Genomic DNA, 16,033 nt, shown 5'->3' with positions numbered 1-16,033 from the left:
TACTTACACCAGACGAATTGGTGGAAAGAATCAATAGAGAGTAAGACCCCTCTATATGTAAAGCAAAAAATATGATATGAGAAACTTGTGGATATTTCATAAGAACAAAAACATAAAATAATGATTATGACAATTAGAAGAATAAGTATAACATTTGTGGCATTATTATTTGCTACAATTTCATTTGGACAAGTAAAAAGCATTGACGAGAGAATAGGCGAGGCTATGAATGGCAGTAATTGGGCCGAACTTAGATCTTTGTATATGTCTGATGGAAAGAACTTGCAGACACCATTTCTAAAACCGCTCTCCAGATTCTTTATAAGTCAATTCTATAATGAACCGGACAGCGCTATCAAATATGGCAAAGAAATTTTGGAGAAGTATCAAGATGAACTAAATTCATCTGTACCTTCAATAATGTATTTCATGGCAGAAGATTATGCAACATTGGGACACTACGATAAGGCTTCCGCATTATTACACAGTCTGAACGAGGCCTACCGCAAGGGTGGACAAACTGTAAATCCTGTATTTGAAGCCTATGAGGACATTTATTCTAAGCTTTCGAAATGCGGCACGTTTTCTGTGGAGAGGCCAGACTATAACGTGAGTGTGCCCTTGTTAACACATACAGGTAACCGCAAAAATCCAGAAATGATGTCTGTTATGGCTAATATCAATGGAAAAGAAGTGAAATGCAATTACGATTCAGGGGCAGGTATAAATATAATGACTACTAAGTTTGCCGAGCATATAAAGGCAACTGTCATACAGACCAAGAACATACAGATGTTGGGTATGTCTTATGCTGATAGCAAAGGCTTAGTAGTGGTGGACTCCCTAAAACTTGGTGATTTAGTTTATCGAAATGTCCCATTTTTTGTTGTCGATATGAGAACTGACAATCCGTTAGCTAACAAAAAGTTGGAGGAACTTGGATACGAATGCGTTATAGGCAACCAGACAATGATGCCATTGGGTGAGATTTGTTTCGATTTTGACAGAATGCAGCTTGTAATCCCAACCTCGTACACACCAAGACCTGCATATGCTCCCAATTTCTATCGTTCACCTCAGCGCCTTTTCCATTTGCCATTAACAGATGGTCGTTCAGGGAGAAAGATTGATGCAATAGTTGACACTGGCGCATCGGGAACCATCCTGACAAATCGCTATTATAAAAAGAACGAAAACTGTTTTACTGGTAGAACGGCAACTGATTCATTGCGCATGGCAGGTGTCGGTGGTGTCAATGTCGTAAAAACGATACCAGTGTCATGGACATTTACCCTTGCTGGCGAACAATATACCGAGACAAACATTCCAGTAGTAACATCTTCAGAACAGAATGAGGAATATGATTGCAGAATCGGTTTACCAACGTTAATGGCACATAGGAAATTTATTATCAACTTCAAGAATATGTGGATGAGATTTGAGGATTAGTAGAAATATTAAACACCACCAGTAACCACCCAAACGGTCATTAGGCCATTTAATGTAATAATTTTAAATACTGCTTGCAGTTTTTTGCTTTTTATAAGGCGTCTTTTGCTTGTTTTTAATTCGCAATAGCCCGCTATTACTCATTAAAAGCCAAACAAAATCCACTCTCCTGAAAGGACAAAATCCAAGCAAACCCTAATGACCGATATGGGATTATGGCCAACCTCAGAATCCACATTAGTGGAAATTAACACTTATTGCTTTCGATTTATTGTTTTTCTTTTGCTCGTTTCATTATTTTTCTTTTACTTTGCAGTAAATAGAATACTAACTAATAACATTTGATTATGAACACAAACGAAGCACCTAATCTATGTGGTTTGAAGAGAGAGGATTTTCAAACCACAGTAAACGGAAAGAAAACTGATTTATATATTCTCAAGAACAAGAATGGCAATGAGGTGGCACTGACAAACTATGGCGGTGCGCTGGTAGCCATAATGGTTCCTGACAAAGACGGCAACTATGCCAACGTCATTCAAGGACACGACAACATACAGGACGTGATAAACAGTCCGGAGCCATATCTTTCCACACTCATCGGCCGCTACGGAAACCGTATCTGCAAAGGACGTTTCCAACTCGGTGGAAAGGTATACCAGTTGCCTATCAACGACGGTGAGAACTCGCTTCACGGCGGTAACGAGGGATTCAACAAGAAAGTGTGGGACGCTCTGAGGATGAACGACGAGACGGTGGTTCTCAACTACGTGTCGAGCTACGGTGAAGAGGGATTCTCAGGTGAGGTGAAAGTTACCGTTACATACACCTTCAACGATGACAACGAACTGATCATCGACTATATGGCAACGACAAACAAGAAGACCGTAATCTGTCTGACAAACCACGGATTCTTCAGTCTTACTGGAATAGCCAACCCAACTCCGGACGTATACAACGTGGAATGCGAGATCAACGCCGACTTCTATCTGCCAATCGATGGCAACAGCATCCCTACTGGCGAGATACGCTTCGTGGAGGGCACACCGTTCGACTTCCGCACACCGAAAGCCATCGGCGAGCGCATCGACTCCGACAACGAGCAGTTGCGCAACGGCAGCGGATACGACCACAACTACGTGCTGAACAAGAAGGAAGAGGGCGAACTGAGCTTCGCAGCCCGACTGACGGAGCCAAAGAGCGGCAGAACAATGGAGATGTATACCACAGAGCCGGGAATGCAACTCTATACCGGCAACTTCGAGACCGGCATCAGCGGACAGCATGGCGCTACGTTCCCACGCCGCAGTGCGGTATGCCTGGAAGCACAACACTTCCCAGATTCGCCAAACCGTCCTTACTTCCCGTCTGTAGTGCTACGTCCGGGAGAGCAGTACAAGCAGACCACAATATACAAATTCGGAGTAAAGAAATGACAATCTGCTCACATACAGGCTTATCAACAAGCATTAAATGACAATCAGCAGACAAATAGACTAACTAATAAATATTATCACAAACTCAAAATCATTTAACCTATGGAGATAGATTATGTAAGAAGTCGTTTTGTAAAGCATTTCGACGGACAGACAGGAAACGTTTATGCATCACCAGGAAGAATAAACCTCATCGGTGAACATACCGACTATAACGGAGGCTTCGTCTTTCCGGGAGCAATAGACAAAGGAATAATGTGTGAAATACGTCCCAACGGCACCAACAAGGTGATGGCTTATTCCATCGACCTGAAAGACCGTGTGGAATTTGACATAGACGATGAAAAAGGTCCTAAAGCAAGCTGGGCACGCTATCTGTATGGCATCGTTCAGGAGATGAAGAAACGCGGAGTTGACGTGAAAGGCTTCAACACCGCATTCGCAGGCGATGTGCCTCTCGGAGCCGGTCTGTCATCATCGGCAGCCCTCGAGAGCTGCTATGCCTACGCCCTCAACGATCTGTTCGGCGAGAACAAGGTGTCTAAATGGGATATGGTGCTGGCAGGACAGGCAACGGAACACAACTACTGTGGAGTGAACTGTGGCATCATGGACCAGTTTGCGAGCGTATTCGGCATGGAGGGCAAACTGATGCGCCTCGACTGCCGCAGCCGCGAGTTCGAATATTTCCCATTCGACCCGAAGGGATACAGACTGGTGCTCGTTGACTCCGTGGTGAAGCATGAACTGGCATCATCGGCATACAACGACCGCCGCAAGAGCTGCGAGAACGTGGTTGCCGCTTTGCAGAAGAAATATCCTGAGAAGACTATCGAAACCCTGCGCGACGCCGACTGGGACATGCTCAACGCCGTAAAGGATGAGGTTAGCGAGGAGGACATGAAGCGCGCCACATTCGTATTGGGAGAGAAAGACCGTGTGCTGGCAGTATGCGACGCACTCAACGCCGGCGACTACGAGACCGTGGGCAAGAAGATGTATGAAACCCACCACGGACTGAGCAAGGAATACGAGGTGTCTTGCGAAGAACTCGACTATCTCAACGACATCGCTCGTGAAGATGGCGTTACCGGTTCGAGAATCATGGGCGGAGGCTTCGGCGGATGCACCATCAACCTCGTGAAGGAGGACCTCTACGACCACTTCATCGCCAACGTGAAGAAGAAATATGCAGAACGCTACGGCAAGGAACCGAAGATATACGATGTGGTGATCAAAGACGGTTCGAGAAAAATCTGCTAAAGCTAAGAAAACAGGAACCAAACATAGCACAACCGAGCGGAAAGTCATTTCATTGTGGCTTTCCGCTTTTTCGTTAATATACCCCTGTAATTGTACACTTAAGATAACAAAACACCCTCTTAAACATGAAGAAAAGACAAAAAGGTGTAGAAACAACACCTACACGGACAAAAAAGTCATAATCTTTTATTGCCGATTGGAAAAATAATAGTAATTTAGCCACGAATTAAATAATTCATTGAATCTTTACGTTCCGAAAATCTATTTAGCATACATATATGAAAGGTATAAAATCTATCATTCTTGGAGCAGGAATGGCTATCGCGACGATGCTTTCATGCTCAACAGGCGGCAACACACAGCTCACTGAGTCTGGCCTCAACCCTGCCGCATTCGACACAACCATCAACAACAAGCCCGTCAAACTTTTCACGCTCAAGAACAAGAGTGGGATGGAAGTATGCATCACAAACTTTGGAGGCAGAGTGGTATCGCTCACCGTTCCCGACAAGGACGGCAAGCCGACTGACGTGGTGCTCGGCTACGACAACATCAGGCAGTATGCCGACTCGGTGAACAGTCCGAGCGACTACGGATCTACCGTGGGCAGATATGCCAACAGAATAGACAAGGGCCATCTTCACGTGAACGGCAAGGACTACCAGCTGCCGCAGAACAACTTCGGCCATTGCCTGCATGGCGGTCCGTCGGGATGGATGTATCAGGTGTATGATGCAGAACAGCCCAACGACACTACTCTCGTCATGAGACTCATGTCGCCGGACGGCGACAACAACTTCCCGGGAACAGTGAAGACCACTGCAACATACAAGGTACTCAGCAACAATACTCTCGACATCACTTTCGAGGCAACGACAGACAAGGAGACGGTGGTAAACATGACCAATCACAGCTACTTCAACCTCAACGGCGACCCGTCGAAAGAGGGAACAAACATGGTGCTGTATGTCAATGCCGACAATTTCACCCCTGCCGACGACACATACATGACAACGGGCGAGATAAAGCCTGTGGAGGGCACACCGATGGACTTCCGCAAGCCTCATGCCATCAGCGAGACAATCAACGACACTACATATCAGCAGATAAAGAACGCCACTGGCTACGACCATAACTGGTGTCTGAACACATACAAGAACGGAAAGGGCGACGACACCAAGGTATGCGCTTCGCTCTATTCGCCGGTCACAGGCATCCTGCTCGAGATGTTCACCAACGAACCGGGAGTACAGGTATATACCGGCAACTTCCAGGGCACGGGCATTGCCTGCAAGCACGGAGTGAAATATCCCAAGCATGTGTCGGTATGTCTGGAGAGCCAGAAATACCCAGACTCACCGAACAAGAAAGACTGGCCTTCGCCATATCTGAAACCGGGCGAGAGGTATTACAGCCATGTGGCTTACCGCTTCGGAATAAAGAAATAAATGGGGATTGAGAGAATCTGCCACTGACCAAAAACGGCAAACTATTTTGGAACTGCAGCATCAAGCGTTCCTATAGCCGTTTGGAGGTTAAGACCTAAGCGGAGTGATATCCGCAACAACAATTAACAAAAAAAACAAAACTACTAACTAAATAAATAAACTAATATGGAATTATATGACTGGCTGGTAATAGGGCTGTTTTGCCTAGCCTTAATAGGAATCGTGGTATGGGTCGTAAGCAAGAAGAACAACGACTCTGCAGATTATTTTCTCGGCGGACGCGACGCAACTTGGATTGCCATCGGAGCGTCGATCTTTGCGTCGAACATCGGTTCGGAGCACCTCATAGGTCTCGCCGGTGCCGGAGCATCGTCAGGAATGGCAATGGCACACTGGGAGATACAGGGATGGATGATACTTATCCTTGGATGGGTGTTCGTGCCATTCTATACCCGTTCTATGGTTTACACCATGCCTGAATTTCTGGAGAGACGATACAACAAGGAGAGTCGTACGATACTGTCGGTGATTTCGCTCATCAGCTACGTGCTCACCAAGGTTGCCGTGACTGTATACGCCGGTGGTCTCGTGTTCCAGCAGGTGTTCGGCATCAAGGAACTGTGGGGCATCGACTTCTTCTGGATCGCTGCTATCGGACTGGTGCTTATCACTGCTCTCTATACCATTTTCGGCGGTATGAAGAGCGTGCTCTATACTTCGGTGTTGCAGACTCCTATCCTTCTGCTCGGTTCCATCATCATCCTCGTGCTCGGACTGAAGGCCGTGGGCGGCTGGGACCAGGTGATGCAGATCTGTTCTGCTGAGCCTGTAAACGAATATGGCGACAAGATGACCGACCTGATGCGCGACCTGCGCGATCCGCAATATCCTTGGCTTGGAGCCCTTGTGGGCAGTGCCGTAATCGGTTTCTGGTATTGGTGTACCGACCAGTTCATCGTGCAGCGTGTGCTGTCGGGAAAGAATGAGAAGGAGGCCCGCCGCGGTACTATCTTCGGTGCATACCTGAAGTTGCTCCCTGTGTTCATCTTCCTCATCCCTGGAATGATTGCCTACGCACTTAACGTGAAGAGCGGTGGTGCATTCCTCCCCGTTGACGCCAACGGCGTGGCTATAAGCGATGCCGCCTTCCCTACCCTCGTGGCGAAACTGCTGCCGGCAGGATTCAAGGGACTCGTGGTTTGCGGTATCCTCGCAGCATTGATGAGTTCGCTGGCTTCGCTGTTCAACTCTTCGGCAATGCTCTTCACCATCGACTTCTACAAGCGTCTCCGTCCGCAGACATCAGAGAAATCTCTCGTACGCATCGGACAGATCGCCACTGTTGTAATCGTGATTCTCGGTATCCTGTGGATTCCTATCATGAGAAGCGTGGGCAACGTGTTGTACAATTACCTTCAGGACGTGCAGAGCGTTCTCGCTCCTGGCATCGCAGCGGCATTCCTTCTTGGAATATGCTGGAAGCGTGCCACTGCCAAAGGCGGTATGTGGGGACTCCTGGCTGGCATCATAATCGGTCTGACAAGACTCGGCGCAAAGGTATACTACAGTAATGTAACTGATGCGTCAGACAACTGGTTCAAGACAGTGTTCTTCGATTTCAACTGGCTGTACTTCTGCGGTGTGATGCTCATCGTGTGCTGTCTGGTTGTAGTGGTAGTGAGCCTCATGACTCCTGCGCCTACTGAAGACAAGATACGCGGACTGGTGTTCGGCACTTCCACTCCGGAACAGAGGGCTGCCACAAGGGCAAGCTGGACGAAGTGGGATGTGATCCACAGTGTTATAATCCTTGCCATCACAGTGGCATTCTACATCTACTTCTGGTAAAAAAGACGCCCCTGACAATGACACACGACATAAAGAATAACTATAAAAACCTAAATAATAATACCTAATGACTGACTTTTATAAAGAACACTCCAAGGTGTATGTGTCGGTAGACTGCATAATCTTCGGATTTGAAGCAAACAAGTTGAAACTGCTCATCGGAAACAGGAGAATGGATCCGGGCCGCGGCGAATGGTCGCTCTACGGTGGATTCGTGAAGGAGAACGAGAGTCTCGACGATGCTGCCAACCGCACGCTGAGAGATCTCACCGGTCTCGACAACCTGTATATGAAACAGGTGGGTGCCTTCGGTGCCGTAAACCGTGACCCGGGCGAAAGGGTCATCTCCGTGGCATACTGTGCACTCATCAATGTGAAAGACTACGACAACGAGCTACGCGAGAAGCACCAGCTGAAGTGGATCGATGTGGAGAAGATGCCAAGACTCTATTCCGACCACAACGAAATGGTGAGAAAAGCCATCAACCTGCTCCGCCGCCGCATTTCCACAGAGCCTCTGAGCTTCAATCTGCTCCCAGAACTCTTCACGCTGACGCAGCTGCAACACGTATACGAGGCTATCCTCGGCGAGGAAATCGACAAGCGCAACTTCAGAAAGAAGATCAAGACAATCGACTTCATCGAGAAGACTGACAAGATCGACAAGATAACGTCGAAACGCGGTGCAGCATTGTATTGCTTCAACAAAGAGGCGTATGACGACGATCCTTATTTCAAACTCTAATGACAACAACATGGCCGGTTCTGAAAGTCTGGAGGCTTAAGGACTGAATCCGGACCCAAGGACCGGCCATCAAACACATATCAAGATATTATGTTAGAAGAACTGAAAGAAAAAGTATTCCGTGCCAACCTCGACCTCGTGAAACACAATCTCGTGATTTTCACCTGGGGCAACGTCTCTGGCATCGACCGCGAGAAAGGTCTCGTGGTAATCAAGCCTTCGGGCGTGTCATACGACAACATGAAGGCGTCTGACATGGTGGTGGTTGACCTGAACACGGGCAAAGTGGTGGAAGGCGATCTTAATCCGTCTTCTGACACTCCTACACACCTCGTGCTCTATCGTGCCTTTCCCGAAATCGGAGGTATCGTGCACACCCACTCCACTTATGCCACGGCATGGGCACAGGCAGGAAAGGACATTCCGAACATCGGAACGACACACGCCGACTATTTCCACGACTGCATACCATGCACCGGGGACATGACGGCAGACCAGATGGCTGAATACGAGAAAGAAACGGGAGTGGTTATAGTGAACCGTTTCAAAGACATCAACTACGTACATACGCCGGGCGTGCTGGTGAAAAACCACGGTCCGTTCTCATGGGGAAAGGATGCTGACGAGGCTGTATACAACTCCGTAGTGATGGAACAGGTGGCAAAGATGGCTTTCGTGGCATTCAGCGTGAACCCTGAGACCACTATGAACCCTCTGTTGATAGAGAAACATTTCAACCGCAAACACGGTCCTAACGCTTATTACGGACAAAAGAAAAAATAATCCGGAAGGATCAGAATTCCAACCGGTCATTATGAATGGTCTGATGACCGTCTGGAGATAATAACATAACTAAAGAAGAAACAACTACGAAACAATGATCAAGGCATTTGAGAATTTGGAACTCTGGTGGATTACTGGAGCACAGCTCCTCTACGGAGGCGAGACAGTAAAGATTGTTGACGGTCACTCACAGGAGATGGTCGACGGATTGAACAAGTCGGGTATCATCCCGATAAAGGTGGTTTATAAAGGAACAGCAAACTCTGACAAGGAAGTGGCATCTATTATGATGGCTGCCAACAACGAGGAGAAATGTGTGGGCGTGATAACATGGATGCACACCTTCTCGCCAGCCAAGATGTGGATACACGGACTACAGATGCTGCACAAACCTCTGCTCCATCTGCACACACAATACAACCAGGAGATTCCTTGGGACACGATGGACATGGACTTCATGAACCTGAACCAGAGCGCACACGGCGACCGCGAGTTCGGACATATATGCTCACGTCTACGCAAACCACGCAAAGTGGTTGTGGGATACTGGAAGGAGAAGAAGACACAGGAGCACATCGCCGTATGGGCTCGTGTCGCCGCCGCCGTTGCTGACGCCAAAGACATGCTTATCATTCGTTTCGGAGACCAGATGAACAACGTTGCCGTGACCGACGGCGACAAGGTCAGCGCTGAGCAGGTTCTCGGTTACCACGTGGACTACTGCTGCGTGTCGGAGCTGATGGAATACTGGAAGCAGGTTGCCCCTGCCGATGTCGACGCATTGGTGGAGGAATACCACAAGCTATACAAAATCGTGCCTTGCGAGGCGGGCGAGGAAATCGGAAAGAAGAAGATATGGAATGCCGCACGCGCAGAACTTGCCATCCGTGCCTGTCTCAAGGCGAAGGGTGCAAAGGGATTCACAACAAACTTCGATGACCTCGGTTCATGGGGCGACCCTGATGCCGACGACTTCGTAGGATTCGACCAGATTCCGGGCCTCGCATCACAGCGACTCATGGCTGAGGGATATGGCTTCGGCGCCGAAGGCGACTGGAAGTCGGCTGCCCTCTACCGCACTCTCTGGTATATGACTCAGGGTATGCCTACGGGATGCTCGTTCCTCGAGGACTACACACTGAACTTCGATGGAGAGAACTCTTCACTGCTCCAGAGCCACATGCTCGAGGTTTGTCCTCTCATCGCTGTCGACGACGAGCCAGTACGCCTTGAGGTACACCACCTCGGCATCGGCATACGCAAGCAGCAGACGGCCCGCCTCGTGTTCAACTCAAAGGTTGGCGACGGCGTTACGGCAACGGTAGTCGACATGGGCAACCGCTTCAGACTCATCGTCAACGATGTACACTGCATCAAACCGAAACCACTGCCTAAGCTCCCTGTTGCCAACGCCCTGTGGATTCCGCAGCCTAACTTCGAGATCGGTGCCGGTTCGTGGATTCTCGCCGGCGGCACTCACCACAGCTGCTTCTCCTACGACATCACACCGGAGTATTGGGAGGACTATGCTGAGATGCTCGACATCGAATATCTGCATATCGACAAGGACTCCACATTCGAAAGCGTGAAGAGAGACCTCCGCATCAACGAAGTGTATTACATGCTGAACAAGGCATTGAGATAATAAATCTGATTATGAATGTAGGACAGCTCGAAACATGTAGAGTTGTCCTACAATCATAATCCCCAATCGGTCATTGGGCCGTTTAATGTAATATTTTACAACTGCTTGCAGTATTTTGCTTGTTATAAGGTGTCTTTTGCTTGTTTTTAATTCGCAATAGCTCGCTATTACTCATTAAAAGCCAAACAAAATCCCCTCTTCTAAAAACTCAAAATCCAAGCAAGCCCTAATGACCGATTGGGGATAATTGGTCCATACTATTACAGCAGACAAGAACATTAACACTGATATATATAATAAGGTAATGACAAACAATCCTAAAGCTACAATACAAGAAGGCAAGGCTATTCTCGGTATCGAATTCGGTTCCACAAGAATCAAGGCAGTGCTCATCGACGAGAACAACATCCCGATAGCCCAGGGCTCTCACGAATGGGAGAACCAGCTTATCGACGGACTGTGGACTTACAGCATCGAGGCTATATGGAACGGTGTGCAGAACTGCTACGCCGACCTTCGTGCCAACGTGATATCCAAATACGACGTTGAGATAGAACAGTTGGCTGCCATCGGCGTTAGCGCCATGATGCACGGATACATGGCATTCAACGAGAAGCAGGAGATACTTGCCCCTTTCCGCACATGGAGAAACACCAACACAGCGGAAGCTGCCGCCAAGCTCTCTGAACTGTTCCACTTCAACATCCCTCTGCGATGGAGCATCTCCCACCTCTATCAGGCAATACTCAACAAAGAGGACCATGTGAACGACATCAACTTCCTCACCACCCTTGCCGGATATATCCACTGGCAGATAACGGGCAAGAGAGTGCTCGGAGTGGGCGACGCATCCGGCATGCTGCCTATCGACTCCAAGACCAAGAACTACGACGCTGAGATGATACGCAAGTTTGATGAACTCGTGTCACCTTACGGCTTCGACTGGAAGATAACCGACATCCTGCCTCAGGTGCTCTCTGCCGGAGAGGATGCCGGCACTCTTACTGCCGAAGGCGCCAAACGACTCGACATCTCCGGTCATCTGAAGCCCGGCACACCGGTGTGTCCGCCAGAGGGCGACGCCGGAACAGGAATGGTGGCCACCAATGCCGTGAGGAAACGCACGGGCAATGTGTCGGCTGGCACATCATCGTTCTCAATGATTGTATTGGAGAAGGCCCTGTCGCGTCCTTACGAGATGATCGACATGGTGACGACGCCTGACGGCAGTCCGGTGGCAATGGTACACTGCAACAACTGTACTTCTGACCTCAACGCATGGGTGAACCTCTTCAAGGAATATCAGGAACTGCTGGGAATACCGGTGGACATGAACGAGGTGTTCGGCAAACTCTACAACCATGCCCTCAAGGGCGATGCCGACTGCGGCGGACTGATGGCATACAACTATATCTCGGGAGAACCCGTTACAGGACTGGCTGACGGAAGGCCTCTCTTCATGCGCTCGGCAAAGAGCAAGTTCAACCTTGCCAACTTCATGCGTGCCAACCTGTACGCTTCAGTGGGAGTGTTGAAGATAGGCAACGACATCCTTTTCAACGACGAGAAGGTGAAAGTGGACCGTATCACTGGCCACGGCGGACTCTTCAAGACCCCAGGCGTGGGACAGCGTATACTGGCTGCTGCCATCAACTCTCCGATTTCTGTAATGGAAACGGCTGGCGAAGGCGGAGCATGGGGCATCGCGCTGCTGGCCGGCTATCTGGTGAACAACAAGAGCAAAATGAACCTCGCCGACTATCTCGACAAGAAGGTGTTTGCCGGTAACACCGGAGTGGAAATCGCTCCTACGAAAGAAGATGTTGAAGGCTTCAACGAGTACATAAAAGAATACCAGAACTGCCTGCCAGTGGAGCAAGAAGCAGTGAAATTAAAAAAATAATAAAGTATTCGCCTTAGTCTTCGCCAAAAACAAAATATTTATATATCTTTGCAACAAAAGAAAAACTTTGTTTAACTAAAGGCGATTAAGGATAAAAAACATATCGTCTTTTAGAATACTACAAAACATAAATCGATATGAACGACAAGAAGATTATGAACAGAGCAGCCGACAACATCCGCATCCTGGCTGCGTCTATGGTAGAAAAAGCTAAATCGGGACATCCGGGAGGAGCCATGGGTGGAGCGGATTTCATCAATGTGCTGTTCTCTGAATTCATGGTATGGGATCCGGACAATCTCACATGGGAAGGTCGCGACCGCTTCTTCCTCGACCCAGGACACATGTCACCGATGCTCTACAGCGCTCTCGCATTGCAGGGAAAATTCACCATCGACGAACTGAAGCAGTTCCGCCAGTGGGAATCTCCTACTCCAGGACACCCTGAGCGCGACGTGAAGCGTGGTGTGGAGAACACATCCGGTCCGCTCGGACAGGGCCACACCTTTGCAGCCGGTGCTGCTGTGGCTGAGAAGTTCCTCCAGGCAAAACTCGGTTCAGAAGTCATCAAGCACAAGATTTATGCATACATCTCTGACGGTGGTGTGCAGGAGGAGATATCACAGGGTGTCGGACGCATCGCCGGCAACCTTGGACTCAACAACCTCATCATGTTCTACGACTCCAACGACATCCAGCTCTCTACTGAGTGCAACGTGGTGATGAACGAGGATACCGCTGCCAAATACAAGGCTTGGGGATGGAACGTGGTGACAATCGACGGCAACGACCCAGACGCTATACGCCAGGCTCTCACCGACGCACAGAAAGAGGAGGAGCGTCCTACTCTTATCATCGGCAAGACTATCATGGGTAAGGGCGCACTCAAGGAGGATGGCTCAAGCTATGAGCACAGCATCAAGACTCACGGTGCTCCTCTCGGCGGCGAGGCTTACGTAAACACCATCAAGAATCTCGGCGGCGACCCTGAGAACCCATTCGTTATATTCCCTGAGGTGGAGAAGCTCTATGCTGACCGCGCTGAGGAGCTTCGCAAGATCGTTGCCGAGCGTCACGCCGAGGAAGAGGCATGGGCTAAGGCTAATCCTGAGAAGGCTGAATTGATGAAGGAATGGTTCAGCGGCAACGCTCCTAAGGTTGACTGGTCTGTAGTGTCACAGAAGGAGGGTTCTGCCACACGTGCTGCTTCGGCTGCATGTCTCGGTGCTCTCGCTGAGCAGGTTCCTAACATGGTTTGCTCTTCAGCAGACCTGTCTAACAGCGACAAGACCGACGGTTTCCTGAAGAAGACCCACTCTATCGTTCGCGGCGACTTCAGCGGCGCATTCTTCCAGGCTGGTGTTAGCGAGCTGACAATGGCGTGCATGTGTATCGGTATGTATCTGCACGGTGGAGTGATACCGGCTTGCGGCACATTCTTCGTATTCTCTGACTATATGAAGCCTGCCGTACGTATGGCTGCGCTGATGGAGGTGCCTATCAAGTTCATCTGGACCCACGACGCATTCCGCGTCGGTGAGGACGGACCAACTCATGAGCCTGTTGAACAGGAGGCACAGATCCGCCTGATGGAGAAGCTGAAGAACCACCACGGCAAGGACAGCGTTCGCGTGTTCCGTCCTGCTGATGCCGACGAGACTACCGTTTGCTGGGCTATGGCAATGGAGAACATGGAAACTCCTACTGCTCTCATCTTCTCTCGCCAGAATGTTGCCAAACTGCCTGCCGGCAACGACTACGAGCAGGCTCGCAAGGGTGCATACGTAGTGGCTGGATCTGATGAGGACTTCGACGTTATCCTGCTGGCTGACGGTTCTGAGGTGTCTACATTGGTGGCAGGTGCTGAACTTCTGCGCAAGGACGGTGTGAAGATCCGTATTGTCAGCGTACCGAGCGAGGGTCTGTTCCGCACTCAGTCTAAGGACTATCAGGAGAGCATCCTGCCTGCAGGAAGCAAGATTTTCGGTATGACTGCCGGTCTGCCTGTAACTCTTGAGGGCCTTGTAGGTGCCAACGGCAAGGTATTCGGAATGCCAAGCTTCGGTTTCTCTGCTCCTTACAAGGTGCTCGACGAGAAACTCGGCTACACTGCTGAGAATGTATACAAGCAGGTGAAGGAACTCTTGAAGTAAGAAAAAACGGCGGTCTTGTAAGTATCTCTCCTACCTCTCCCGCCGATGGCGGCGACAGAGAACAGAGGATGACAGACTGACCGACTATAAAGGATTGAAGAAAAACAAATAGGAGTCGCGGGAGGACTTCTCTAAAAAAGGAGTCCTCCGCATCTCTAACCCTAAGCCAAGAACATTGAGCTTATAAACGCAAATAATAACCCTTAAAAAACTTACGACTATGGAAGTAAAGACAGTTGGAGTGGCATGTGACCACGCAGGTTTCCCTTTGAAGCAGTTTGTAATCCAGTATCTGGAATCTAAAGGTTATCAGTATAAGGACTTCGGTACATACAGCGACACAAGTTGTGACTATCCTGATTTCGCTCATCCTCTGGCAGAGGCAGTAGAGAGCGGCGAGTGCTATCCTGGCATCGCTATCTGCGGCAGTGGCGAGGGAATGGTGATGACACTGAACAAACATCAGGGCATCCGCGCTGGTCTTGCATGGGACAAGGAAGTGGCTGGTTTGATCCGTCAGCACAACAATGCTAACGTTCTCGTTATGCCAGGTCGCTTCATCGCCAACAAATTGGCTGAGACAATAATGGACGAATTCTTCAAGACTCCTTTTGAGGGCGGACGCCACGAAAGAAGAGTAGAGAAGATTCCAGTAAAATAAACAGTGGTTCGCAATCTGCGGACAAGATGAAAAAAAAGACAAAGTTGTGGGTTTACCTTCATGGCAGACTCACAACTTTTTTATTTCAATAACTACTGTAAAACCGAAACGACAATTATCACTATCGTAATACGGAAATTGTATTTGCGGTCTACAAGATTAACGGCAAAAATTGGGCACGGTGCTTGCCCATCATGGGCACGCTGCTTTCTCATCATGGGCACGCTGCTTGCCCCACATGGGCAGAATTGGCACCCGATTTATAACCCAAATCGGTCCGTTAGGGCTTGCCTGGATTTTGCATTTTAGAAGAGTGGATTTTGTTTGGGTTTACATACTTCTAACGGCATAATGACCGATGGATCATTTCAGCGGCTCCACATGGATATTGATATGCGTGCGCTTGCCGAAGCGGCGACGCAACTCATGTTCTATGTTCGTGGCATGCTCATGCGAAGTCATCAGACTGATGTCGCCCGGCATTCTGAGGTGCATCTCTATGGCAATGTCGTTGCCTATATGACGGGTGCAGAGATTGTGGATGTCGCTGACACACGGTTCTCTACTGGCAATGGCAACAATCTCGTCTTCCATTTCCTTCGGCAGGCTCTTCTCGAGCAGTTCTCCAAACGAGCTGCCGATTAGTCCGAGGGCTGTCTTCACAATGAAAAGGCTCACCACAACGGCAGCTATAGGGTC

General features: G+C 49.1%; 12 protein-coding genes. 11 read left to right on the top strand and 1 reads right to left on the bottom strand.

The features are described from left to right. Nucleotides 1–126: 126 nt before the first annotated feature. The 11 genes from QVO99_RS10845 (at nt 127) to rpiB (ending at nt 15,334) form a co-directional block, all read left to right on the top strand. Nucleotides 127–1,449 (top strand): pepsin/retropepsin-like aspartic protease family protein, encoded by a 1,323-nt coding sequence (locus QVO99_RS10845; protein ID WP_022317639.1) that lies wholly within the window; start codon nt 127–129, stop codon nt 1,447–1,449. A 347-nt stretch (nt 1,450–1,796) separates the two neighbouring features. Beyond that, entirely contained in the window at nt 1,797–2,885 is a 1,089-nt protein-coding gene (locus QVO99_RS10840; protein ID WP_022317638.1) for an aldose epimerase family protein, read from the top strand. A gap of 102 nt (nt 2,886–2,987) precedes the next feature. Continuing rightward, on the top strand, nt 2,988–4,148 hold the full coding sequence (gene galK / locus QVO99_RS10835) for a galactokinase (protein ID WP_022317637.1): 1,161 nt from the start codon (nt 2,988–2,990) through the stop codon (nt 4,146–4,148). Between the two features lie 278 nt (nt 4,149–4,426). Continuing rightward, nucleotides 4,427–5,596, top strand: coding sequence for an aldose epimerase family protein (locus tag QVO99_RS10830; protein ID WP_022317636.1), 1,170 nt, complete (start codon nt 4,427–4,429; stop codon nt 5,594–5,596). 165 nt (nt 5,597–5,761) lie between these two features. After that, nucleotides 5,762–7,444 (top strand): sodium:solute symporter, encoded by a 1,683-nt coding sequence (locus QVO99_RS10825; protein ID WP_022317635.1) that lies wholly within the window; start codon nt 5,762–5,764, stop codon nt 7,442–7,444. Nucleotides 7,445–7,511: 67 nt separating this feature from the next. After that, complete coding sequence (locus tag QVO99_RS10820; RefSeq protein WP_022317634.1) at nt 7,512–8,189, top strand: NUDIX hydrolase; 678 nt, start codon at nt 7,512–7,514, stop codon at nt 8,187–8,189. A gap of 90 nt (nt 8,190–8,279) precedes the next feature. Beyond that, entirely contained in the window at nt 8,280–8,972 is a 693-nt protein-coding gene (locus QVO99_RS10815) for an L-ribulose-5-phosphate 4-epimerase (protein WP_022317633.1), read from the top strand. Between the two features lie 94 nt (nt 8,973–9,066). After that, nucleotides 9,067–10,617 (top strand): L-arabinose isomerase, encoded by a 1,551-nt coding sequence (gene araA, locus QVO99_RS10810; protein ID WP_022317632.1) that lies wholly within the window; start codon nt 9,067–9,069, stop codon nt 10,615–10,617. 304 nt (nt 10,618–10,921) lie between these two features. Then, on the top strand, nt 10,922–12,520 hold the full coding sequence (locus tag QVO99_RS10805; protein WP_022317631.1) for a xylulokinase: 1,599 nt from the start codon (nt 10,922–10,924) through the stop codon (nt 12,518–12,520). Nucleotides 12,521–12,657: 137 nt separating this feature from the next. After that, the gene (locus QVO99_RS10800) at nt 12,658–14,673 is read left to right on the top strand and encodes a transketolase family protein (protein ID WP_022317630.1); all 2,016 of its coding nucleotides are present in this window, start codon (nt 12,658–12,660) and stop codon (nt 14,671–14,673) included. Nucleotides 14,674–14,893: 220 nt separating this feature from the next. Continuing rightward, nucleotides 14,894–15,334 (top strand): ribose 5-phosphate isomerase B, encoded by a 441-nt coding sequence (gene rpiB, locus QVO99_RS10795; RefSeq protein WP_022317629.1) that lies wholly within the window; start codon nt 14,894–14,896, stop codon nt 15,332–15,334. A gap of 363 nt (nt 15,335–15,697) precedes the next feature. Here rpiB and QVO99_RS10790 read toward each other — a convergent pair. Beyond that, nucleotides 15,698–16,033, bottom strand: a 336-nt coding sequence (locus QVO99_RS10790) for a cation diffusion facilitator family transporter (protein WP_288177236.1), incomplete at its 5' end; no start/stop codon positions are given.

The sequence above is a fragment of the Prevotella sp. CAG:592 genome, from assembly GCF_000436015.1.
In the GTDB taxonomy this organism is placed as follows: Bacteria; Bacteroidota; Bacteroidia; order Bacteroidales; family Bacteroidaceae; genus Prevotella; species Prevotella pectinovora.
Note: the sequence above shows the minus strand (reverse complement) of the source record. Positions and strands in the feature narration are given on the sequence as shown.

Bases quoted from the DNA above. Each gene is read 5' to 3' on its own strand.
- QVO99_RS10815 (WP_022317633.1), top strand. From the start codon at position 8,280: ATGTTAGAAGAACTGAAAGAAAAAGTATTCCGTGCCAACCTCGACCTC.
- QVO99_RS10805 (WP_022317631.1), top strand. From the start codon at position 10,922: ATGACAAACAATCCTAAAGCTACAATACAAGAAGGCAAGGCTATTCTC.
- araA (WP_022317632.1), top strand. From the start codon at position 9,067: ATGATCAAGGCATTTGAGAATTTGGAACTCTGGTGGATTACTGGAGCA.
- QVO99_RS10825 (WP_022317635.1), top strand. From the start codon at position 5,762: ATGGAATTATATGACTGGCTGGTAATAGGGCTGTTTTGCCTAGCCTTA.
- QVO99_RS10820 (WP_022317634.1), top strand. From the start codon at position 7,512: ATGACTGACTTTTATAAAGAACACTCCAAGGTGTATGTGTCGGTAGAC.
- QVO99_RS10830 (WP_022317636.1), top strand. From the start codon at position 4,427: ATGAAAGGTATAAAATCTATCATTCTTGGAGCAGGAATGGCTATCGCG.
- QVO99_RS10845 (WP_022317639.1), top strand. From the start codon at position 127: ATGACAATTAGAAGAATAAGTATAACATTTGTGGCATTATTATTTGCT.
- rpiB (WP_022317629.1), top strand. From the start codon at position 14,894: ATGGAAGTAAAGACAGTTGGAGTGGCATGTGACCACGCAGGTTTCCCT.
- QVO99_RS10840 (WP_022317638.1), top strand. From the start codon at position 1,797: ATGAACACAAACGAAGCACCTAATCTATGTGGTTTGAAGAGAGAGGAT.
- galK (WP_022317637.1), top strand. From the start codon at position 2,988: ATGGAGATAGATTATGTAAGAAGTCGTTTTGTAAAGCATTTCGACGGA.
- QVO99_RS10800 (WP_022317630.1), top strand. From the start codon at position 12,658: ATGAACGACAAGAAGATTATGAACAGAGCAGCCGACAACATCCGCATC.